At 63.0% G+C, this 20,935-nt stretch carries 20 protein-coding genes; 10 read left to right on the plus strand and 10 right to left on the minus strand.

Annotation, left to right across the window (positions count from 1 at the left end):
* Nucleotides 1-16: 16 nt before the first annotated feature.
* On the minus strand, nt 17-445 hold the full coding sequence (locus NKH19_RS13280; protein ID WP_352867562.1) for a L,D-transpeptidase: 429 nt from the start codon (nt 443-445) through the stop codon (nt 17-19).
* Between the two features lie 222 nt (nt 446-667).
* On the opposite strand from NKH19_RS13280, the gene NKH19_RS13285 reads away from it, so the two are divergent.
* The 5 genes from NKH19_RS13285 (at nt 668) to NKH19_RS13305 (ending at nt 7,269) form a co-directional block, all read left to right on the plus strand.
* Nucleotides 668-1,948: an acetylornithine deacetylase/succinyl-diaminopimelate desuccinylase family protein gene (locus tag NKH19_RS13285; protein ID WP_352867560.1), complete on the plus strand. Its 1,281-nt coding sequence runs from the start codon at nt 668-670 to the stop codon at nt 1,946-1,948.
* A gap of 162 nt (nt 1,949-2,110) precedes the next feature.
* Nucleotides 2,111-3,589, plus strand: a complete 1,479-nt coding sequence (locus NKH19_RS13290) for an ABC transporter substrate-binding protein (RefSeq protein ID WP_352867557.1) — start codon at nt 2,111-2,113, stop codon at nt 3,587-3,589.
* Between the two features lie 247 nt (nt 3,590-3,836).
* Nucleotides 3,837-4,784: an ABC transporter permease gene (locus NKH19_RS13295; RefSeq protein ID WP_352867556.1), complete on the plus strand. Its 948-nt coding sequence runs from the start codon at nt 3,837-3,839 to the stop codon at nt 4,782-4,784.
* The gene (locus NKH19_RS13300) at nt 4,781-5,650 is read left to right on the plus strand and encodes an ABC transporter permease (protein ID WP_352867554.1); all 870 of its coding nucleotides are present in this window, start codon (nt 4,781-4,783) and stop codon (nt 5,648-5,650) included. Before NKH19_RS13295 ends, NKH19_RS13300 begins: the two co-directional genes overlap by 4 nt.
* Nucleotides 5,647-7,269 (plus strand): ABC transporter ATP-binding protein, encoded by a 1,623-nt coding sequence (locus NKH19_RS13305; protein ID WP_352867553.1) that lies wholly within the window; start codon nt 5,647-5,649, stop codon nt 7,267-7,269. Before NKH19_RS13300 ends, NKH19_RS13305 begins: the two co-directional genes overlap by 4 nt.
* 15 nt (nt 7,270-7,284) lie before the next feature.
* On the opposite strand, the gene NKH19_RS13310 is transcribed toward NKH19_RS13305, so the two are convergent.
* Nucleotides 7,285-7,716, minus strand: coding sequence for a TerB family tellurite resistance protein (locus NKH19_RS13310; protein WP_352867686.1), 432 nt, complete (start codon nt 7,714-7,716; stop codon nt 7,285-7,287).
* A gap of 116 nt (nt 7,717-7,832) precedes the next feature.
* Here NKH19_RS13310 and NKH19_RS13315 point away from each other — a divergent pair, with 116 nt between their 5' ends.
* Nucleotides 7,833-8,618, plus strand: coding sequence for a TSUP family transporter (locus NKH19_RS13315; protein ID WP_352867551.1), 786 nt, complete (start codon nt 7,833-7,835; stop codon nt 8,616-8,618).
* 53 nt (nt 8,619-8,671) lie between these two features.
* Nucleotides 8,672-8,842, plus strand: coding sequence for a hypothetical protein (locus NKH19_RS13320; RefSeq protein ID WP_023757712.1), 171 nt, complete (start codon nt 8,672-8,674; stop codon nt 8,840-8,842).
* Nucleotides 8,843-9,081: 239 nt separating this feature from the next.
* Here NKH19_RS13320 and NKH19_RS13325 read toward each other — a convergent pair whose 3' ends face one another.
* Together NKH19_RS13325 and NKH19_RS13330 are read right to left on the minus strand one after the other, a co-directional pair.
* Nucleotides 9,082-10,557, minus strand: a complete 1,476-nt coding sequence (locus NKH19_RS13325) for a cobyric acid synthase (RefSeq protein ID WP_352867549.1) — start codon at nt 10,555-10,557, stop codon at nt 9,082-9,084.
* On the minus strand, nt 10,557-11,171 hold the full coding sequence (locus tag NKH19_RS13330; protein ID WP_352867547.1) for a dimethylsulfonioproprionate lyase family protein: 615 nt from the start codon (nt 11,169-11,171) through the stop codon (nt 10,557-10,559). Before NKH19_RS13330 ends, NKH19_RS13325 begins: the two co-directional genes overlap by 1 nt.
* A gap of 161 nt (nt 11,172-11,332) precedes the next feature.
* Between NKH19_RS13330 and NKH19_RS13335 the strand changes: the two genes are divergently transcribed.
* The 3 genes from NKH19_RS13335 (at nt 11,333) to mmsB (ending at nt 13,858) form a co-directional block, all read left to right on the plus strand.
* Nucleotides 11,333-12,502, plus strand: a complete 1,170-nt coding sequence (locus NKH19_RS13335) for an isobutyryl-CoA dehydrogenase (protein ID WP_352867546.1) — start codon at nt 11,333-11,335, stop codon at nt 12,500-12,502.
* A gap of 29 nt (nt 12,503-12,531) precedes the next feature.
* Nucleotides 12,532-12,900 (plus strand): four helix bundle protein, encoded by a 369-nt coding sequence (locus NKH19_RS13340; protein ID WP_352867543.1) that lies wholly within the window; start codon nt 12,532-12,534, stop codon nt 12,898-12,900.
* Between the two features lie 73 nt (nt 12,901-12,973).
* Entirely contained in the window at nt 12,974-13,858 is an 885-nt protein-coding gene (gene mmsB / locus NKH19_RS13345) for a 3-hydroxyisobutyrate dehydrogenase (protein WP_352867540.1), read from the plus strand.
* Between the two features lie 303 nt (nt 13,859-14,161).
* Here the strand turns inward: mmsB and NKH19_RS13350 are convergent, their stop codons facing one another.
* From NKH19_RS13350 to NKH19_RS13375, 6 genes are all read right to left on the minus strand, one after another.
* Nucleotides 14,162-14,806, minus strand: a complete 645-nt coding sequence (locus NKH19_RS13350; protein WP_352654976.1) for a cytochrome c oxidase assembly factor Coa1 family protein — start codon at nt 14,804-14,806, stop codon at nt 14,162-14,164.
* An 82-nt stretch (nt 14,807-14,888) separates the two neighbouring features.
* The gene (locus tag NKH19_RS13355) at nt 14,889-15,254 is read right to left on the minus strand and encodes a hypothetical protein (protein ID WP_352867538.1); all 366 of its coding nucleotides are present in this window, start codon (nt 15,252-15,254) and stop codon (nt 14,889-14,891) included.
* A gap of 142 nt (nt 15,255-15,396) precedes the next feature.
* A complete protein-coding gene (locus NKH19_RS13360; protein ID WP_352867536.1) occupies nt 15,397-16,776 on the minus strand; it encodes an aspartate aminotransferase family protein in 1,380 nt (459 codons plus the stop codon).
* 248 nt (nt 16,777-17,024) lie between these two features.
* The gene (locus NKH19_RS13365; protein WP_352867535.1) at nt 17,025-19,094 is read right to left on the minus strand and encodes a prolyl oligopeptidase family serine peptidase; all 2,070 of its coding nucleotides are present in this window, start codon (nt 19,092-19,094) and stop codon (nt 17,025-17,027) included.
* A 70-nt stretch (nt 19,095-19,164) separates the two neighbouring features.
* The gene (locus NKH19_RS13370) at nt 19,165-20,334 is read right to left on the minus strand and encodes an MFS transporter (protein WP_352867534.1); all 1,170 of its coding nucleotides are present in this window, start codon (nt 20,332-20,334) and stop codon (nt 19,165-19,167) included.
* A gap of 96 nt (nt 20,335-20,430) precedes the next feature.
* On the minus strand, nt 20,431-20,775 hold the full coding sequence (locus tag NKH19_RS13375; protein WP_352867533.1) for a hypothetical protein: 345 nt from the start codon (nt 20,773-20,775) through the stop codon (nt 20,431-20,433).
* Between the last annotated feature and the right edge of the window lie 160 nt (nt 20,776-20,935).

A 20,935-nucleotide genomic window follows, 5' to 3' on the forward strand; every position in this document is an offset into this window, starting at 1 on the left:
GCGAATCTGGATCACCTCAGTTCGTCACTACAATCCGCGTGTTGCCGAAACCCACTTCCCGCACCATCGAATAGAACGTTGCGGCATTGGCCGTATGCAGCCGCACGCAGCCATGCGACGCCGGGCGGCCGAGTTGCCTGACGGCACCGGTCCCGTGGATGGCATAGCCGCCATGGAAGAAGACGGAGTATGGCATCGGCGACATATGGTATTTGCGCGAATACCACATCCGCGCCGTACGCTGCGGCCGATAGCTGCCGCGCGGCGTGAAATAGCCAGCGCGGGCGGTGGAGACACTCCACCGGTAAACCGACAGGCCATACCTGACCGTCATCGTCTGCGACGACACGTCTATGTTTGCAACGAGGCTGGCCGCCCAGCCCTGCCCCGAAGCACCGAACAGCATCGCGACAAAAATGGCCGCCATGAGAACTGTCTTTTTCATGCGATCAAACCCCTTTGATTGCCCCTTACTCGCCTGCCATCACGTTGTTTTTCATCTTTTTAATGGCAGGTGAACGGGGTAGCACACACTCCTTGACCAATTCGCCAATCCAAAGCAGCCAATTTGAACGATTTCCCGCGATAGTTGCCGCAACGACACGCCGCACGGGCTTGATCACCAGCGGGCTTGCAAAATCGGGACGATCGCTCTCAACTCCGCCGCATGAACGAGCGACTCCTCCAGGCAATCGATAACAGGCGCGACGATATCGTCGCGCTGACCGCCGAGCTGATCCGTTTTCCGACCATCAACCCGCCCGGTGAGGCCTACCGGCCGTGCGCCGAATATCTCGGCGCGCGGCTGAAGAAGAGCGGTTTCGAGACCGAATTCATTCGAGCCGAAGGCACCCCCGGCGACACCGACCGCTACCCGCGCGTCAATGTCGTTGCCCGTTTCGACGGCAGGTCTCCCGGCGCCTGCGTCCACTTCAACTCGCATATCGACGTGGTCGAAGCCGGCGACGGCTGGACCGTCGATCCCTTTGCCGGTGTCGTCAGGGACGGCAAGGTTTATGGCCGCGGCGCCTGCGACATGAAGGGCGGTCTTGCCGCCTCGATCATCGCCGCCGAAGCCTTCCTGGAAGTGTTTCCCGACTTTCCCGGCGCCATCGAAATATCCGGCACCGTCGACGAGGAGTCCGGCGGCTTCGGCGGCGTCGCCCATCTGGCCAGGCTCGGCTATTTCTCGAAACCCAGGGTCGACCACGTCATCATTCCCGAGCCGCTGAACAAGGACCGCATCTGCCTCGGTCATCGCGGCGTCTGGTGGGCGGAGATCGAGACCAAGGGCGAGATCGCGCACGGCTCGATGCCGTTTCTCGGCGACAATGCTGTACGCCATATGGGTGCCGTGCTCAGGGCATTCGAGGACGAACTGTTCCCTGCGCTCGACCGCAAGATGACGCGCATGCCGGTCGTGCCCGAAGGAGCAAAACGCTCGACCATGAACATCAATTCGATCCATGGCGGCCAGACGGAGGATTTCCGGCCCGGCCTGCCCTCGCCCAACGTGCCCGATTCCTGCCGGCTGACCATCGATCGTCGCTTCCTGCTCGAGGAAGATCTCGATACCGTCAAAGGTGAAGTAACCGGCATTCTCGACCGCCTGAAGCGCGAGCGGAACAAATTCGACTATGAAATCCGCGACCTGATGGAAGTGCTGCCGCTGATGACGGAGCGCGACGCGCCGGTGGTCAAGGCGGTGGCGCAAGGCATCATGGCGGTCTTCGACCGCGAACCCGACTACGTCATTTCGCCAGGCACCTACGACCAGAAGCACATTGCCCGCATCGGCCATATCTACGATTGCATCGCCTATGGCCCAGGCATTCTCGACCTAGCCCACCGGCCGGACGAATGGGTCGGGATATCGGACATGGTGGAATCGGCCAAGGTGATGGCGATCGGGCTCAACGTGCTGTTGCGCGGCACAGCCACGGGATAGCCCCACATCGCGACAAGCTTCGACCTGCCGATAGGGCTGTCAGGACAAAAACATTCCCAGCTACGGCAACGGGCAGAACGAAACGCAATTTACTCCGCGGCAAAATCACGCTTCTATCGCCCGGGTTTGAGCACGTGTCTGAAACGCATGGGGAGTTGCACGATGAAATTGTGGAAAACCATTCTGGCCGCGACGATCCTTGCACTAGCCGCTGACTGTCAGGCGTTTGCCGCGCGAACCGACCTCGTCATCGGCATCCCGCTCGAACCCCCGCATCTCGATCCGACCGCGGGTGCCGCCGCGGCGATCGACGAGGTTCTTTACGCCAACGTGTTCGAGGGCCTGACCCGCATCGGGCCGAATGGCGAGGTGCTGCCGGATCTGGCCGAAAGCTGGACCATTTCCGATGATGGCAAGGTCTACACCTTCAAGCTGCACACCGGCGTGAAATTCCACGACGGTACCGACTTCGATGCCAGTGACGTGAAATTCTCGCTCGACCGCGCCCGCGCCGACAATTCGGTCAATGCGCAAAAGGGCCTGTTCGCGGCTATCGACACGGTCGAAATCGTCGACCCGGCAACGGTCAAGGTCACGCTGAAGAACCCGCAGGGCTCCTTCCTCTACAATATGGGCTGGGGCGACGCGGTGATCGTGGCGCCTGAGACAGCCGACACCAACAAGGAGAAGCCGATCGGCACCGGCCCGTTCAAATTCCAGGGCTGGGCCAAGGGATCCTCGATCACCCTGGTCAAATCGGACAATTACTGGGGCACGCCGGCGTCCCTCGACAAGGCCGAATTCCGCATCGTGCCGGATGCCGCGGCCTATGTGCCGGCACTGCTCTCGGGCGACATCCAGGCTTTCCCGTTCTTCGACGCCGACAGCGTCGCGCAGGTCAAGGACGACCCGCGCTTCAAGGTGGTGATCGGCGCGACCGAGGGCGAAACCATCCTGTCGATCAACAACAAGAAGCCACCCTTCGACAAATTGCAGGTGAGACAGGCGATCTCCTATGCGCTCGACCGCAAGGCGATCATCGACGGCGCCTCCGCCAGCCTCGGCGTGCCGATCGGCTCGCACATGTCGCCCGCCAACAAGGACTATGTCGATCTCACCGGCCGCTATCCGCATGATGTCGCCAAGGCAAAGGAACTGCTGAAGGAAGCGGGGCTGGAGAACGGCTTCAAGGCAACGCTGAAATTGCCGCCGCCCTCTTACGCGCGGCTTGGCGGCGAGATCATCGCCTCCGAGCTTCGCGACATCGGCATCGACCTCGAAATCATTCCTGTCGAATGGGCGCAGTGGCTGGATCAGGTATTCACCAAGAAGGACTACGACCTGACCATCGTCTCCCACACCGAACCCAACGACATCGATATCTATTCGCGCAAGGATTATTACTTCAACTACGACAACCCGGCCTTCGACAAGGTGATCGCCGATCTGAACCTCACCTCCGGCGAGGCCAAGCGCAAGGAATTGCTGGGACAGGCACAGAAGATCCTGGCCGACGACGCCGTGGTCGGTTTCCTCTACGAATTGCCGAAGGTCGGAGTATGGGACGCCAAGCTGCAAGGGCTGTGGGAAAACGCGCCCATCCAGGCGAACGACCTGACCAAGGTGAAGTGGTCGGATTGAAGACTCAGGCTGCCTGGCGGAATTTGCGCTCCGTCACACCCCCCTCTGCCCTGCCGGGCATCTCCCCCGCAAGGGGGGAGATCGGCAGTTTCTGCGTCGCCGACAACCATGCCATTTCGGCGATTGGCGAGAGCGTAAATGAGAGCTCAATCTCCCCCCTTGCGGGGGAGATGTCCGGCAGGACAGAGGGGGGTGGGCGGGAACGGAACCTTCGCCCGGTGGGCAAAACAACAGTGCCTCACCTTCCATGACCGCCTACCTCCTCAAGCGCCTCGCCATTGCGCTCGCCACGCTGTTGCTGGCTTCCATGGTGGTGTTCGCCGTGCTGGAGATCCTGCCCGGCGATCCGGCACGGCTGATGCTGGGCATGAACGCCAGTGCCGATCAGGTCGAATTGCTGCGCAACCAGATGGGCCTCAACGCGCCGCTGGCCTGGCGCTATCTCCACTGGGTCGGCGGCCTGCTCAGTCTCGATTTCGGACGCTCCTACACCTATTCGGTGCCGGTCATCGATCTGGTGCGCGAGCGGCTTGCCGTCTCGCTGCCGCTGGCGCTGATTGCGCTTGCGCTCTCCACCATGATCGCCATTCCCGTCGGCCTGTTTTCCGCCAGCCGGCGTGGACGCGCCGGTGATACGATTTCCATGGGCGCCGCCCAGCTTGGCGTCGCCGTGCCGAATTTTTGGTTCGCGCTGATGCTGATCTATGTCTTCGCCGTCTGGCTGCGGCTGGTTCCGGCCGGCGGCTTTCCCGGCTGGAGTGCCGGCATCTGGCTGGCGCTGAAATCGCTACTACTGCCGGCAGTGGCTCTCGCCTTGCCGCAAGCCGCGATCCTGGCGCGCGTCACCCGCTCGGCGCTGATCGAGGTGCTGAACGAGGATTATGTCCGCACCGCCCGCGCCAAGGGTCTGCCCTATCGCGCCGTGCTGTGGCGGCACGCGCTGCGCAACGCCATGATCCCCGTGCTGACCATCCTGGGCCTGCAATTCGCCTTCCTGCTTGCTGGCACCATCATCATCGAGAATGTCTTTTACCTGCCCGGCCTCGGCCGGCTGGTGTTCCAGGCGATCACCCAGCGCGACCTGATCGTCGTCGAATGCGTCGTCATGCTGCTGGTCGCCGCCGTCATTACCGTCAACCTCCTCGTCGACCTTTCCTATGCGGTCGTCGATCCGCGCCTGAGAAGCCGGCAATGACGCTCCATATCGACATCCCCGAGGAGACGCTCGGCAGCATCCTGGCCAAGGCATTCAGGAATACCGCCTTCGTTGCCGGTTTCGTCATCACCTTGCTGATCCTGGCAATGGCCATCGTCTCCTATGGCTGGACGCCCTACGACGTCACGAAGCTGGTGATATCGGACAAGACACAGGCACCCTCGCTGGCGCACTGGTTCGGCACCGACCATTTCGGTCGCGACATCCTGTCGATGGTCATGGTCGGCGCCCGCAATTCGATTGCCGTGGCGTTGGTCGCTGTCGGCATCGGCATGGGGGTCGGCGTACCGCTCGGCGCCTTTGCCGCGGCACGCGGCGGCCTCGTCGACGAGGCGCTGATGCGGCTGAACGATCTCGTCTTCGCCTTCCCGGCGCTGCTGTCGGCGATCATGATAACCGCCATCTTCGGGCCGGGCGCCGTCAACGCCATCATCGCCATCGGCATCTTCAACATCCCGGTCTTTGCCCGTGTCGCCCGTGCCGGCGCACTGGCGATATGGCCGCGCGAGTTCATTCTTGCCGCGCGCGCCGCCGGCAAGAGCAGCACGCAGATATCAATCGAACATGTGCTGCCCAACATCGCCACGCTGCTCCTGGTGCAAGGCACCATCCAGTTCGCGCTGGGCATCCTGGCGGAGGCCGGGCTTTCCTACCTGGGCCTCGGCGCCCAGCCGCCAATGCCGAGTTGGGGCCGCATGTTGTTCGACGCACAGACCCGCATGGTGGTGGCGCCATGGATGGCAATCTTTCCCGGCATGGCGATCGTTGTCACCGTGCTGGGGCTGAACCTCCTGGGCGACGGCATCGCCGACATCCTCGATCCGAAATCGCGGCGGCAGCGATGAGCCTGCTCGACATCGAGAACCTGTCGCTGACCATCGGCGACACACCGATCCTCAAGGGCATGGAACTTTCCGTCGCGCCCGGCGAGGTGACGGGGCTGGTCGGCGAATCCGGTTCGGGCAAGTCGATGACCGCGCTGACGGTGATGCAGCTTCTGCCCCATGCCGCGCGCGCCACCGGACGCGTCTCGTTCGACGGCATCGACCTCCTCGCGGCAACCGAGGACCAGATGTGCGCGCTGCGCGGCGACGACATCGGCATGGTGTTCCAGGAGCCGATGACGGCACTCAATCCGGTCAAGACCATCGGCGAACAGGTCGCGGAAGGCATTCGCTGGCACACCAAGGCAAGCCGCGCCGAGGCCGAAGACCGGGCGCGAAAAATGCTCGACCGGGTCGGCTTGCCGCAAGCGAAATTCCCAATGTCGCGCTATCCGCACGAACTGTCGGGCGGCCAGCGCCAGCGCGTTGTCATCGCCATCGCCTGCGCGCTGAAGCCGAAGCTGCTGATCGCCGACGAGCCGACCACGGCGCTCGACGTGGTGCTGCAGGCGCAGATACTCGACCTCCTGCGCGACCTCGTCGCTGAAAGCCGCATGGGGCTGCTGCTGATCTCGCACGACCTTGCCGTGGTGACTGAGATGGCCGACCGCATCACCATCCTGCGCCGCGGCGAGGTCATGGAAACCGGCGACACGGCCCGCACGCTGTCCGAACAGCTTCACCCCTACACACGGCAGCTGGCGCAGGCCTCGATGCATGTTCCGGCGCGCGCGAGGCCGCATGGTATCGAGACGGGCCGACCTTTGCTCCAGGTCGAGGGCGTGACCCGCGACTATGCCGGCCGGCGCACCTCGTTGTTCAGGCGCGCGCCTGATATCCGCGCCGTCGACGATGTGTCCTTGTCGATGGCGCCGGGTCAATCGGTGGCGTTGGTCGGCCGCTCCGGCTGCGGCAAGTCAACGCTTGCCCGGATGATCCTGGCACTGGACCAGCCAAGCTCGGGCACGATCCGGTTTCGCGGCGAGACCATCACCGGTAAAAGCGAGACAGAGCTGAAGCCGGCCCGGCGTAACATGCAGGTTGTCTTCCAGGATCCCTATGGCTCCTTCGACCCGCGTCAGAAGGTCGAAAAGCTGGTCGCGGAACCATTGCATGTACAGGACAAGAAGCCGACGCGCGCCGAGCGCCGCGAAATGGTGGCGCATGCGCTGCACGAAGTCGGGCTCGACCAGCGCGACATGGACAAATACCCGCATGAGTTTTCCGGCGGCCAGCGTCAGCGCCTATCGATCGCCCGCGCCATAATCACCCGCCCGAAACTGGTCGTCGCCGACGAGCCGGTCTCGGCGCTCGATGTCTCGATCCGCGCCCAGATCCTCGACCTGTTCGCCGAGCTCAACCAGAAGCTCGGCATCGCCTATCTCTTCATCACCCACGACCTGACCGTCGCCCGCGCCATCACGGACGAGGTGCTGGTCATGCATGACGGCAAGATCGTCGAGCGCGGCAAGACGAACGAGGTGCTCGATCACCCGCAGTCCGAGGCGGCCAAGGCGCTTGTCAGTGCCGCTCCTGATCTGCACCGGGCTATCGCTCGGCGAATGCAGGAACAGGGGTGAGCGGCCGGCTCGCCCCTACTCTTCCGGCTTCACCGCATCGACCGGGCTGATATCGAGCAGGTCGAGCGTGCGGCGCAGCAGGCGCACCTCGCTCTCGGCCAGCTGCGAATCCGCCTTGGCGATCTCAGCCATATGGCGGGCCAATTGCTTGCGCCGCTCGATGTCGAGATCTCGAAACAGTGCAATCGCCTGCGAGCCATTGGTCTCGTAGCCGAACTCGTTGAGATATTCGATGACGGCGTCGATGCTGGTTTCGGCAATGCCGAAGGCGTCCTTGCAGATGCGCCGGAAAGCAACCATCTCGCTCTCGCTGACCGACCCGTCGGCTAGGATCATGCGAAACAGCATCAGCAGTTCCGCCGACAGGACTGGATCGTCCGCCACCTTGCGCACGCCCGGGTCGCCATCGAAGATCTGACGTATCTGGTCCAGCAATGCGAACGCCATCATGGTCCCTTTCCGATTCCTCTTCATAGAGGTAGCGCGGAATCGGTCTTGCGCAAACAGGGCGGTCGTGGTCGAACGCCTGATATTTCAGCCGGCCGGACACCTCCATACATCACATGATCGAGCTTAGCATCCAGACCGTCGCCATGCTCGCCTTCGCCGCCTTTGCCGCGGGCTTTGTCGATTCGATCGCCGGCGGCGGCGGGCTGATCACCGTGCCGGCGCTGCTGCTTGCCGGCTTCACACCGGTCCAGGCGCTCGCCACCAACAAATTGCAAGGCATGTTCGGCTCGGGCTCGGCGACCATCCACTACGCGTCGAAGGGTCATGTCGACCTGCGCCGGCAATTGCCGTCGGCCCTGCTCGCGCTTGTCGGAAGCGCCATCGGTGCCTTGCTGGCAACGATCGTGCCCGGTGACATTCTGCGGGCTGCCCTGCCCATCGTGCTAATCGCCATCGCGCTCTACTTCGCGTTCAAGCCCAACATGAACGATGTCGATCGTGCCGAGCGCCTGTCACCGTTCCTGTTCGGACTGACCCTGGTGCCCGCCATTGGCTTCTACGACGGGCTGTTCGGACCAGGCGCCGGCTCCTTCTACATGCTGGCCTTCGTGGCACTTGCCGGCTACGGCGTGCTCAAGGCGACGGCGCACACCAAACTGCTCAACTTCGCCTCCAACATCGGCGGCTTCATCGTCTTCGCCGCGGTCGGCGTCGTCTATTGGAAGATCGGCCTGATGATGGGCATTGCCCAGTTCCTCGGCGCCCGCGTCGGCGCCAGCCTGGCCATGCGCATCGGCGCAAGACTGATCAAGCCGCTGCTGGTGATCGTGTGCCTCGCACTGGCGGTGAAGCTGCTGGCCGACCCGGCGAACCCGCTGCGTGCCATGATTGGTGTGTGATCACGTGCACTGATAGACTGTCGCTGTTCGAATCATGTTGCGAGGAGCCAGACATGAATCTTAGCGCACCTACCCAGATCGTTTTTATCATTTCAGTTGTAATCGCCATCATCGGCGTTCTCGCCGCGCTTGGCATTCTTGCGTTTATTCCACTCGCATCGGTGTGGATTGTGCTTATCGCTTTCATCGTGCTTGCCGGCGGCTGCTTGATGCGCGGCGCCTGACATATTCCCTTGAAGTGGGGACGAGAGCGCCCGGCCAAAGCCGGGCGCTTTTGATTCCAGTAGAGATGCAACCCCCAGCAAGAGCAGGACCGATCCGTCCCCGGGCGGTTCCCGCGCAGTGCAGCGGAGCAGAATTCTGTAGCGCAGCAACGCTTTGAAGTCGCGGCATGGAACATCGGGTCTGCGCCGCGTCGCTACCCTCCTTGCTCCGCCCGTGAATGACGAAGTGATGGGCGGATCTAACGCGCCAGCGCAAAGATCGCGTCGCAGTCGAGATGGGTCTCCAACTCGGCCGCGACCTCGTCCAAGGCCCGCTCGACCTCGGCGCGATAGTCGATGCCGCCGCCCTTTATGCCGAGGCTTTCGAGGAATTTCCCGCGAAAGGCATCCGCGCCAAACAGCCCGTGCATATACGTGCCCATCACCTTGCCGTCGGCGGAAACAGCCCCGTCCTCGATGCCATTGATGACTGCGGACGGCCGTAGCGTATCCGAACCGGTGGTGCGGCCGAGATGGATTTCGTAGCCTTCGAGCGGCAGGTCGAATTGTACCGAGCGGGCACTGACATTGCGCACCGTCTTCTCCGGTTCCATCACCGTTTCGATGTCGAGCAAGCTGAGCCCTTCGGCCTCGGTGACGCTGCCTTCGATGCCGTCGGGATCCCGCACGGTACGGCCGAGCATCTGGAAGCCGCCGCAAATGCCGACGACATGGCCGCCGCGCTTGCGATGGGCAAGAAGGTCGCGATCCCAACCGTTCTCGCGGAACTTCAGGAGATCGCCGATCGTCGACTTGGAGCCTGGAATGACCACCAGCCCGGCATCGGCGGGCAGCGGTCTTCCCGGCGGCACGAACACCACCTCGACCCGCGGTTCGGCCTTGAGCGGGTCGAGATCGTCGAAATTGGCGATGCGGCCAAGCATCGGCACGGCCACCTTCAGCGCGCGGGTCTCGCCGGACGCCAGACGTTCCAGCACGACCGAATCCTCCGAAGGCAGCCGTGCCGCTGCCTTGAGCCACGGCACGACACCAAAACAGCGCCATCCCGTGAATTTCTCGATCGACCTGATACCGTCGTCGAACAGCGAAACGTCACCGCGAAACTTGTTGATGAGATAGCCGACGATCATGCGCCGGTCCTCTTCCGGAAGGATCAGATGCGTGCCGGCAACCGACGCGATGACGCCGCCGCGATCGATGTCGCCGACCAGCACTACCGGCACATCGGCGCGCGTGGCAAAGCCCATATTGGCGATGTCGCGGGTGCGAAGGTTGATCTCGGCCGGCGAGCCGGCGCCCTCGACGATGACGAGATCGGCGCCCTCGCCGACCTTGCCCCAGGAGTCCAGCACCGCGTCCATCAGCCGGCCCTTCAGCGCCTGGTAGTCGCGCGCCCGCGCTTCGCCGAACACCTTACCCTGCACGATGACCTGCGCGCCGACATCGGTCTGCGGCTTGAGCAGCACCGGGTTCATATGGACCGATGGCGCGACGCCGCAAGCGATCGCCTGCAGCCATTGCGCGCGGCCGATCTCGCCGCCGCGGGCATTGTTGTCATCCGGAATGTCGGCGACGGCGGCATTGTTCGACATGTTCTGCGGCTTGAACGGCCGCACCTTCAACCCACGCTTTTTTGCCGCGCGGCACAGGCCGGCGACCAGCACCGTCTTGCCGACATCCGAGCCCGTGCCTTGCAGCATGATCGCCCTGGCCATCAGCCCCTGCCCTGCGCCACGGTTCCGGTGATGTTCGATTTCTGCGCCAGCGGCCCGCCGCGCCAGATGTAGAGCGCCAGCAACGGCTCCCTGCCGGTGCGCATGGCGTGGTTGACGTTGGAAGCGTGGTGGACCACCTCGCCGGCCGTACGCATGCAAAACCCGCTCTCGCCCATCCGCCATTCGGCGCCGCCGGTCAGCGGAATGTAGATTTCCTCGGCGACGTGATGGTGGTCGGGATAGACGATATCGGGCCCCAGGATCAGCAGGCCGGCGGCGACCTCGTCATTGGCGAAGTGGCCACGCGTGCCGAACACTTCCAGCCAGCCGTAATTGTCGATGAACTCCGCTCCGAAATCCGCCTCGCTGTAGGTCTGCCCCCAGCGGAAATCAAATCGACGCTCGGCAAGCAATTGCACCAGCGGCTTGGCATCCGGCGGCGCCAGTTCGGCGGCACGATCGAGATGGCGCAGGCAGGCAAGCGGATGCGGCTCCAGCGTGCGGGCGGGCATCTCCCAGGCGATGCGCGCCACGGTATCGCGCACCAGAGCGCTATCCACGGAAGCGAGATAGGCGCGGAAGCGTCCCAGCAGTTCATCGAATTTTGTCGTCACATCTTGCTCCGGACATGCATTGGTGCACAGCCGCTCCCCAAATGGGCGGGTTGATGGGGTCGGGTTGCGCGGCGGCATCATTGGTCTAGATTGGTGCGCGCGCAAAGCCAAAAACGACAGGCCAGCGAGGTAGCAGCTGGCCAGCACATAGGGAGCACGCCATGGACGCCGCGGTCGATGCGAGCACCAGCCAATTCGAACTCAATGAAGAGCAGCGTGCCATTCAGGAGATGGCGCAGGCCTTCGCCGCCGACCGCGTCGCACCGAATGCGCTCGACTGGGACCGCAACAAGCATTTCCCGGCCGACGTGATCCGCGAGACCGGACCTCTCGGGCTCGGCGGCATCTATATCAGGGACGATGTCGGGGGTTCGGCACTTGGCCGGCTCGATGCCGTGCTGATTTTTGAGGCGCTGTCGCATGCCGATCCGGCTTTTTCGTCCTTCATCTCGATCCACAACATGGTGGCGTCGATGATCGACCGTTTCGGCAATGACGAACAGCGCCAGCGCTTCCTGCCGAAGCTCACCTCGATGGAATGGCTGGCGAGCTACTGCCTGACCGAGCCCGGCTCCGGCTCCGATGCCGCGGCGCTCAAGACGCGCGCGGTGAAGAGCGGCGGCGACTATGTCCTCAACGGCACCAAGCAGTTCATCTCGGGCGCCGGCGACAGCGATGTCTACGCCGTCATGGTGCGCACCGGCACGGAGGGGCCGAAAGGCATTTCCACCATCGTCGTGCCGAAAGATGCACCAGGCCTCTCCTTCGGCGCCAACGAGCACAAGATGGGCTGGCATATGCAGTCGACCCGCCAGGTCATCTTCGAGGATTGCAAGGTGCCGGCGGAAAATCTGCTGTCCGGCGAAGGCGCCGGCTTCGGCATCGCCATGGCCGGGCTCGATGGCGGCCGGTTGAACATTGCCGCCTGTTCGCTTGGCGGCGCGCAGTCGGCGCTCGACAAGGCGCTCGCCTACACCGCCGAGCGCAAGGCTTTCGGCTCGAAGATCAACCAGTTCCAGGCTTTGCAGTTCAAGTTGGCCGACATGGAGACCGAGCTGCAGGCGGCACGTATTTTCCTTTATGCCGCCGCCTCGAAACTGGACCGCAAGGCGCCGGATGCCGGCAAATGGTCGGCGATGGCCAAGCGTTTCGTCACCGACACCGGTTTCAATGTCGCCAACGACGCGTTGCAACTGCTCGGCGGTTACGGCTACCTGCACGACTACGGCATCGAGAAGCTGGTGCGGGACCTGCGGGTGCACCAGATCCTCGAAGGCACCAACGAGATCATGCGCGTCATCATCGCGCGGGCATTAATTGGAAGGCAGTAGGCAGTAGGCAGTAGGCAGTAGGCAGTGAGATGACCGGCAAGATCAATTCGTACAAGGATCTTATCGTATGGCAGCAGGCGATGGATCTGGCTGTCGCCACCTATTCCTTGAGCAAGACATGGCCAAAAGAGGAGTTGTATGGGCTGACCAGCCAAATCCGCCGTTCAGCGACCTCTATCCCTGCAAACATCGCCGAAGGTTATGGTCGAGACAATAGAGGCTCTTATCAGCAGTTTCTCCGGATAGCCCAAGGCTCGCTGAAGGAGTTCGAGACACATCTCCAGCTCGCCGAACGCATTGGGCTTGCCACGCATGATCAAGCTAATCATTTGCTGACATCCACCGAGGGCATTGGCAAAATGCTTCGCCAACTCATTGTCAGACTTACGCCGGAATAGACAGCCCTACTGCCTACTGCCTACTGCCTACTGCCTACTGCCTACTGCCTACTGCCTATCTCGGAGCACCACTATGACCACCATCGCCTTTATCGGCCTCGGCAACATGGGCAATCCAATGGCCGCCAATCTGGTCAAGGCTGGACATCAAGTGCATGGCTTCGACCTGATGCCGGAGAATTTGACCGTCGCGCGCGAGCATGGCGTCGTCGTCATGGCCAATGCACCGGCCGCGGTGAAGCATGCCGACGTGGTGATCACCATGCTACCGGCCGGCAAGCACGTGCTGTCGGTCTATGAGGACATAGTGCCCAAGGCGAAAAAGGGCGCGTTGTTTATCGATTCCTCGACCATCGACGTCGAATCGGCGCGCAAGGCGCACGCCCTTGCCGCCAAACACGGCCTGCTGTCCATCGATGCGCCCGTCTCGGGCGGCACCGGGGGTGCCGCGGCCGGCACGCTGACCTTCATGGCCGGAGGCTCCGGCGATGCCTTCGCCGCCGCCGAGCCGGTTCTCAAGCCGATGGCCGGCCGCATCGTCCATTGCGGCGGCGACGGCGCCGGCCAGGCGGCAAAGATCTGCAACAACATGATCCTCGGCATCTCGATGATCGGTGTCGCCGAAGCCTTCGTTCTGGCGGAAAAGCTCGGCCTCTCGCACCAAGCACTGTTCGACGTCGCCTCGACCTCGTCGGGGCAATGCTGGTCCCTGACCACCTATTGCCCGGTGCCCGGCCCGGTGCCGACTTCGCCCGCCAACAGGGACTACAACCCAGGATTTGCAGCCGCACTGATGCTGAAAGACCTGAAATTGTCCCAGGAAGCCGCGCAAAGCGCCGGCGCGGTGACGCCGCTTGGCGCCGAGGCAGCCCAACTCTATGCCTTGTTCAACGCCCAGGGACATGGCGGCGCCGATTTCTCCGGCATAATTAATTTTCTGCGCGGTAACTCAGCGTAACCAACGGATTTGGCACGCTTTTTCCGACTTCTTTCTGCAGAAAGAATGTAAATTTAGATTTGCTTAAGCTCTCGATAACTCTGCGGTAACGATGTCCCTATAAAACGGATTTCGAGGCGGACATATCGCATCCGCCCGGCGCTCCGGATCAGGTCTCGCGTACCGGAGCCCGTAAGTTTCGACAAGTGCCTGTAGGTTTCGCAAAGTGTTTGAGTAGCGAAGCGCCATGCGTATCTGGCAAAGCCGCGTTCCCGATGGAGCGCGGTTTTTGCGTTTCCGCCGGTTTATCCGCGCAGTCTGGTTTTATATTCCGATTGCCGCATTCGGGATCGGGACATGATCTTCGTTGATCAGCACGATCGGTGCATCGGCTCCCTCGAGCCTGACGACCAGCAGGCGCAGGCCCCACATGCCGGCGGTGCGGACAGCGGTTGAGTAGGCGGTGCCCTTGCCCTTGGCGCCGTGGACCGGAATGCTGAACTGGGCGTCACCAGCCCCATTCGCATTCACATTAAGATGGCCGCCGACCCAGAAACTGTCGGTCACATCATCACCGAGGGCGGCCTTGACGCGGTCGTCGGCGCGGAGCCTGTCCATCGTCATGTGATAGGCATCGCTGCCTTTCAGGACGTAGGGGATGCTGCCGACCATCGTCGCACAGCCGCCGATCCCGACCACCCACACGACAAGGCCGGCGATTGCCCAGTTGCGTTGCGTCTTGCGAAACTGTTCCGCGTCGCGCCAGGCGCGGTTCCGCCATGCCCAGCGACTGCCGCGCGCGCCCAGCACGATGATCATGATGATGTTGACCAATGGGATCAGCGCCAGCAGCGCGATGAACGTGCTGTTGCCGATACCCCAGATCCAGTTGAGGAAGAAGGCGCCCCAGTTCCAGCGGTCGAGTTCGGCTGGAATTTCAGCCGGCTGGTTGAGCGGTTGTCCGGCCATCGTGTCCCCCTTCGGTAACTGTACCGACTGGTTCTAGCGCATGCGCTGCTTGATGCGCAAAATCAAAGTTCTGCAACGTCAGTCAGGTCTTGTCGGACAGCCGGCGAAAGTTCGCCTTCACGGCACGGCTCGCCGGCTTCAGCGCGGCGCTGATCGAGCGTTCCGCCGCAACGCCGTTGAACAGAGACGGGGTGCGACCGGAATATATCTCCGGCCAGAACCGCGATGCCGACTGCAGGAAAGACATTTGCGCCGCGAACGCGCCTTCGGCCATCGCGACGGTCTTCTCGTTCACCGCACGCGCCGTCTCCGTATTCCATGGCTGGCTGCTCCCGCCATCCATCGCCATCAACGGCAGCCGCATCATCGCCACCAGAGGCGCCAGCATCAGGTCACCGCCGATGCTGGCCGCGTCTTGCGTCCGTCGGCTGTTGCCGGTCTTTCTCATGAAAACAAACCCCTTGTCGCGGCCGAATCAGCCGCTGCCCCACACATTACGCGCTGGGGATGGAAATTCGTTCCCTTATCGCTTGATCAAGTTGTCGAGGCCGGGCGCTCCCGCCGAGGAACGCCCGGTCGGGGCTCGAGCCCTACCGCTTGCGCAGATCGGCTTGCGCCAGATCCAGCGCCTTCGAGATACGGTCGCAAGCCATATCGATCGTATCGCGGGTCCAGATCAGCGGCGGCGACAGGATCATCGTGTCGCCGGTGGCTCGCAGCATCATGCCGTTCGCGATCGCATGGTCGCGCACGGTCACCGCCGCACTTCCCGCCGGCCGGAAGCGCTCCTTGGTCGCCTTGTCCTTGACGATCTCGATCGCCCCCATCAGCCCGATCGAACGCACCTCGCCGACGAGATCATGCCCGGCAACGCGCTCCTGCAACGCCTTTGCGAAATAGGGGCCGGTATCGTTCCGGACGCGGTCGACCAGCCCTTCCCGCTCGATGATCTCGAGGTTCTTCAGCGCCACGGCGCAGGCCACCGGGTGACCGGAATAGGTGTAGCCGTGATTGAACTCGCCGCCCTTCTCGACCAGCGTCGAGGCGATACGGTCGCCGACCAGCAATGCCGACAGCGGCTGATAGCCCGAGGTCAGCGCCTTGGCCGTGGTGATCGTGTCCGGCTCGATGCCGAGCGTCTGCGCGGCGAACCACTCGCCGGTGCGGCCATAGCCGGTGATGACCTCGTCCAGCATCAGAAGGACATCGTATTTGCGGCAGATGCGCTGCACCTCCGGCCAGTAGCTGGCCGGCGGTATCTTCACGCCGCCCGCTCCCATGACCGGTTCGCCGATGAAGGCAGCAACCTTGTCGGCGCCGGCTTCGAGGATCGCATCCTCGACGGCCTTTGCCGCGCGCAGGCCGAAATCATGATCGCTCTCGCCAGGCAACGCCAGCTCATAGGCATAGGGCATCATGACATGGACGATGTTGGGCACGGCGCCGCCGAGCTGCTTGTGCATGGGATCCATGCCGCCGAGCGAGGTGCCGGCAACGGTCGAGCCGTGATAGGCCATCTTGCGCGAAATGATGCGGTTCTTCTCCGGCCTGCCTTCCAGCACCCAATAGTGGCGGACAAGGCGCAGCGCCGTGTCGTTGGCTTCCGAGCCGGAGGAGCCGTAGAACACCTGGCTGACGTTCTTCGGTGCGATTTCCGCCAGCTTCTTGGACAGCAGCACGGGCGTCGGCGTCGAGCATTTGAAGAAGGAGTTGTAGTAAGGCAATTCCTTCATCTGGACATAGGCGGCCTCGGCCAGCTCGTCACGCCCATAGCCGACGTTGACGCACCACAGCCCGGCCATGCCGTCAAGGATTTCAGCCCCTTCGGAATCGTAGATGAATGGTCCGTTGGCGTGGGTGATGATGCGCGAGCCGGCCTCGCGCAGTTCCTTGTGATCGGTGAACGGATGGAGATGATGCGCGGCATCGATCTGCTGAAGCTGCTTCAGCGAATAATTCTGATAGGTCATGGATGTGATCTTTCCTCTGGATTCTATCCGGCCCAAGCCGGGGCGAATGCATCAGAGGCAAGCAGGCGGCGAATAACCGATGCGGGCGCACAGCCGCAAAAGCTCGGCGCGCAGCGTGCGCGATGACGGTGTCACCGCGATCCGGAATGCACGAGCTGATAGCCTAGCGAGAGCCATGGCAGACACCTTAGAGCAAAGGGCGGTCGAGGTGAACCACTCCTTTGCTCAGGCGGCGCCATGGAAAGAGGTCAGGCTTCGCCGCTCAACGCCCTTTGTAGAAACACATATTTCATCGCGGTCTGCGCCGCCTGCGGCCGGCGGTCGCCGCGACCGCCATGGCCGCCTTCTGTCTCCTCGAAGAACATCGTCTTGGCATGACCGGCTTCCTGCAGACGCGCGGCCATCTTGCGCGCATGGCCGGGATGGACCCGGTCATCGGCGGTCGAGGTGGTCAGCAGAACCGGCGGATAGGCGGCACCGGCATCGACATGCTGGTAGGGCGAATAGGCGGAAAGCCACTTCGCGTCTTCCGGTTTCGACGGATCGCCATACTCGGCCATCCAGGAGGCACCGGGCGGCAATTCGGTGTAGCGCAGCATGTCGAGGAGTGGCACCTCGATGATGACGGCACCGAAAAGTTCGGGGCGCTGCGTCAAGGAAACGCCGGTCAGCAAGCCGCCATTCGAGCCGCCCTGGATGCCGAGCGAGGCTGCTGTCGCAATCCCGCGTCGAACGACATCCTGCGCAACCGCGGCGAAATCGTCGAAGCCATTCTGGCGATTGCCCTTGAGCGCCGCCTGATGCCAGGCCGGGCCGAACTCGCCGCCGCCGCGGATGCAGGCCTGCACATAGGCGTTGCCCTTCTCCAGCCACAGCCTGCCGCGCACGCCGGCATAGCCAGGCAGCAACGGCACTTCGAAGCCCCCATAGCCATAGAGCAGCGTCGGCACCGGACCTTTCTGGTCGCGCCGCCTGACGACGAAATAGGGGATCATCGTGCCGTCCTTCGAGCGCGCCTCGAACTGTTCCGAGATCAGCGGCGAGGCATCGAAACGCGCCGGCTGCGATTTCACGGTGGCCAGCGTCTCGCCATTGTCGTCCGACCAGATGATCGAGCTCGGCGTCAGGAAATCGGTGAAGGAGAAGGAAACGCTCGAGCCGAACTGTTCGGCATGGCTGATGCCGACATTGCCGTTTTCGGGCAACGCGACCGGTTTCAGCGACCAGCCTCGATCGGTCCGCTCGCAGACGACGACCTTGCCGCGCACATTGTCCATCAGGTTGATGAACAGCCGGTCCTGCGTGCGGGCAATGCCGGCGATGGAAACGCGATACGCCGGCTCGAACAAAGTCTCCACCGGGCCGAGCGCGTCGGTCTTGACCCAGTGCGCCAGATCCAGCGAATAGAGGCCGTCAGGCTTGCACAACGTGCCGTCGGGCGCCGTCCACGGGCTGCGCAAGCCGAAGACGAGCTGATCCCTGAAGATCGCGGTGTCGGTCATGTCGTCCGGCAAAGGCAGACGTCTGTTTTCACCGGAAGGCAGCCGGAGGAAGATGTGCGAAGCGAAGAAATTCAGCGTCCGGGCCAGGATCAAATAGCGCTTGTCGCCGTCGAACTCGACAGCTGCGCCAACGGCCAGATCCTCTTTCTGCGCCTCGAAGATCGGTGTCGCGTCTTCGAGCTTCGTGCCGCGCTTCCAGAGCTTGACCACGCGCGGATAACCGGACTCAGTCTTGTCGGCTTCCTCGAAGGCCGCCGAAACGATGACCATGTCCTTGTCCAGCCAGCTGAAACCCGACTTGGATGCGGGCGCGCGAAACCCATCTTCTACAAAGGATTTGGTTTCGATGTCGAACTCGCGCATCTCGCTGGCGTCCCCGCCATCGGGCGACATCGAGACAAGGCAGCGACTGAAGTCCGGATAGAGCCGGCTGGCGCCGCTGAACACCCATTTGATCCCCTCCTTCGCCGCAAGCTGGTCGAAGTCGATGATCGTTTCCCAGTCGGGCTTCTCGGTCTTGTAGGACGCGACCGTCGTGCGACGCCAGAGGCCGAGCAAATTGGTCTTGTCCTGCCAAAAATTGTAGACATGGCCTTTGAGTGCGGCGCCGACCGCGATGTTGTCCTCGGCCGTCATCAGGTCGAGCGCGGTCTGGAACGACGCCTGATAGGATGGATCACCCTGCAGCTCGCCAACCGTGACCTCGTTCTGGCGATGCACCCAGTCGAGCGACTGCGTGGCTGTCCTGTCCTCCAGCCAGAGGAAGGGATCGTTGGTCTCGGTGGCGGATCTTGGTTTTTGGCTGGGCTTGGTCATGAGGTCTCCGATAAACGCGTCGCTTTTGGCATTGCCAACATCGATATGCCATGTCCGATATTCAATATGTTCAACGCACGATTGAGGCTTTCCGCCGGCCAGCCAGGCTCGCGATCGCCAGCGCCAGGCACATCAGGCCGAGCGTGATCGGCAGCCCGCCGGCGCCCAGAATATCCATGGCGCCGCCCGCCAGCGGCGGCACGGCGATGCCGCCGACGCCCCACATCAAGGAGAACGCTGCGTTGCCGGCGACCAGTGTCGAGCCTGTGAAGCGCTCGCCGAGCTCGATGATCGACATCGTGTAGATGCCGTAGGAAACAGCACCCCAGATGAAGATCATCGGCCAGACCAGCGGCGTCTCGATGAGCGGCGGCAAAAGCGCGCAGCCGAGCACCGTCAAGGCAACACAGACAAGCCGCACCAGGCGCGCGGAAAGCCTTTCCGCCAGCAAGCCAAGCGGCACCTGCATGGCGATGTTGCCGGCAATCATCACCGACAGCAGCGCCGACATGCGGGTTTCAGTGATGCCGTGATGGGTGCCATAGACCGGCAGCAAGGCCAGCGCCCCCTGTTCAAAGCCGGCGGCCACGATGACGGCAAACAAAAGCAGCCAGGCCAGCGGCACGAAGCCAAGCACCGAAACCTGGTTCCCCGCCTCGTCGACCTTTGGCAGGCGCTGCAGCACCGAGGCCAGGCAGATGCCGCACAGCACGAAGGCGAAAATGCCGACGAGGAAGGGCGGCCAGCCTTCCGTGCCGACGGCAAGCAAGCACAGCGGCCCGGCCGCGAAACCGGCCGAGATGATCGTCGAATAAACACCCATGACGCGGCCGCGCCGCGTCGGCGGCGCCAGCGCGATCACCCAGATCTCGCTCAGCACATAGAGCGGATTGGTCACCACGCCGATCAGGAAGCGCAGCGGAAACCAGAGATAGACGTTCTGCGTCCAGCCGATCAGCGCCAGCACGATTGCCGACAGAGCAGCACAAATGAGCGCCGTGCGCCCTGCCCCGAACCGCCGCGCCAGCGCCGGGATCAGCGGCGACGACACGATGAAGCCGATCGGCGTCATCGCCGCAGACAGGCCGATCATCGCCGGCGAAACGCCCTGACGCTGCAGGATGAAGCTCAGCAGCGGATAGGACAGCCCCTGCGCGATGGCGAACACCGAGACGGTCGCGATCACCCCCGTGATCGCCGCCCACTGCATCGTCTCGTCGTTCGATTCCGCCAGGTTCATTGTGCGCACCGCTATCGGGGTTGCAGGATTAGCGACTGCGTCATCTGGTGGTAAGTCCCCTGGCGGGAGAAAACTGCTTGCTCCAGACAATGCCTGTCAGGAGGCTCGGCCTGTCAGGAGGCTCGGCGCCCGGACGAGCGATACAGCGCGAACATCACCGGCACCGCGTCGAGGCCGGCGGTAACGACCGGCAGTCCGAGCGGAAAGGCCGAGCGGGATCTGCAGCGGGATGTTGCCCAGCGAAAGCGCCATCATCAGCGAGGCCAGTACGGCTTGCGCCAGGCCGTAACTGGCGCCGAAGACCGGGATCAGCGCATAGGTGCTCTGCTGGACCGCGGCCGAGATCAGCACGGCAAGCAGCAGCGCCGGCGCCAGCTTGGCAAACCCGATAAGGCCGCTGGCCGTCATCCTCGAAACGGGTGAGCTTTGATGAGACGGCATGCAGGATCACCGCACAGAGCGTAAAGCCGGCGACAGCGACAAGAAAGGCCGGCCAGCGAAATCCGCTTGCGCCAACGGGGCAATGCAATCGGGGCCGCGCAACTGCCGTTCCGGTATGTCGCTTCCCTCGCCCTAGTGGTCGCCGCCTCCGCAATGGCTG

It is taken from the genome of Mesorhizobium sp. M1338, assembly GCF_040318045.1.
Classification (GTDB): domain Bacteria; phylum Pseudomonadota; class Alphaproteobacteria; order Rhizobiales; family Rhizobiaceae; genus Mesorhizobium.

Bases quoted from the DNA above. Each gene is read 5' to 3' on its own strand.
- NKH19_RS13280 (WP_352867562.1), bottom strand. From the start codon at position 445: ATGAAAAAGACAGTTCTCATGGCGGCCATTTTTGTCGCGATGCTGTTC.
- NKH19_RS13285 (WP_352867560.1), top strand. From the start codon at position 668: ATGAACGAGCGACTCCTCCAGGCAATCGATAACAGGCGCGACGATATC.
- NKH19_RS13290 (WP_352867557.1), top strand. From the start codon at position 2,111: ATGAAATTGTGGAAAACCATTCTGGCCGCGACGATCCTTGCACTAGCC.
- NKH19_RS13295 (WP_352867556.1), top strand. From the start codon at position 3,837: ATGACCGCCTACCTCCTCAAGCGCCTCGCCATTGCGCTCGCCACGCTG.
- NKH19_RS13300 (WP_352867554.1), top strand. From the start codon at position 4,781: ATGACGCTCCATATCGACATCCCCGAGGAGACGCTCGGCAGCATCCTG.
- NKH19_RS13305 (WP_352867553.1), top strand. From the start codon at position 5,647: ATGAGCCTGCTCGACATCGAGAACCTGTCGCTGACCATCGGCGACACA.
- NKH19_RS13310 (WP_352867686.1), bottom strand. From the start codon at position 7,716: ATGGCGTTCGCATTGCTGGACCAGATACGTCAGATCTTCGATGGCGAC.
- NKH19_RS13315 (WP_352867551.1), top strand. From the start codon at position 7,833: ATGATCGAGCTTAGCATCCAGACCGTCGCCATGCTCGCCTTCGCCGCC.
- NKH19_RS13320 (WP_023757712.1), top strand. From the start codon at position 8,672: ATGAATCTTAGCGCACCTACCCAGATCGTTTTTATCATTTCAGTTGTA.
- NKH19_RS13325 (WP_352867549.1), bottom strand. From the start codon at position 10,557: ATGGCCAGGGCGATCATGCTGCAAGGCACGGGCTCGGATGTCGGCAAG.
- NKH19_RS13335 (WP_352867546.1), top strand. From the start codon at position 11,333: ATGGACGCCGCGGTCGATGCGAGCACCAGCCAATTCGAACTCAATGAA.
- NKH19_RS13340 (WP_352867543.1), top strand. From the start codon at position 12,532: ATGACCGGCAAGATCAATTCGTACAAGGATCTTATCGTATGGCAGCAG.
- mmsB (WP_352867540.1), top strand. From the start codon at position 12,974: ATGACCACCATCGCCTTTATCGGCCTCGGCAACATGGGCAATCCAATG.
- NKH19_RS13350 (WP_352654976.1), bottom strand. From the start codon at position 14,806: ATGGCCGGACAACCGCTCAACCAGCCGGCTGAAATTCCAGCCGAACTC.
- NKH19_RS13355 (WP_352867538.1), bottom strand. From the start codon at position 15,254: ATGAGAAAGACCGGCAACAGCCGACGGACGCAAGACGCGGCCAGCATC.
- NKH19_RS13360 (WP_352867536.1), bottom strand. From the start codon at position 16,776: ATGACCTATCAGAATTATTCGCTGAAGCAGCTTCAGCAGATCGATGCC.
- NKH19_RS13365 (WP_352867535.1), bottom strand. From the start codon at position 19,094: ATGACCAAGCCCAGCCAAAAACCAAGATCCGCCACCGAGACCAACGAT.
- NKH19_RS13370 (WP_352867534.1), bottom strand. From the start codon at position 20,334: ATGAACCTGGCGGAATCGAACGACGAGACGATGCAGTGGGCGGCGATC.
- NKH19_RS13375 (WP_352867533.1), bottom strand. From the start codon at position 20,775: ATGCCGTCTCATCAAAGCTCACCCGTTTCGAGGATGACGGCCAGCGGC.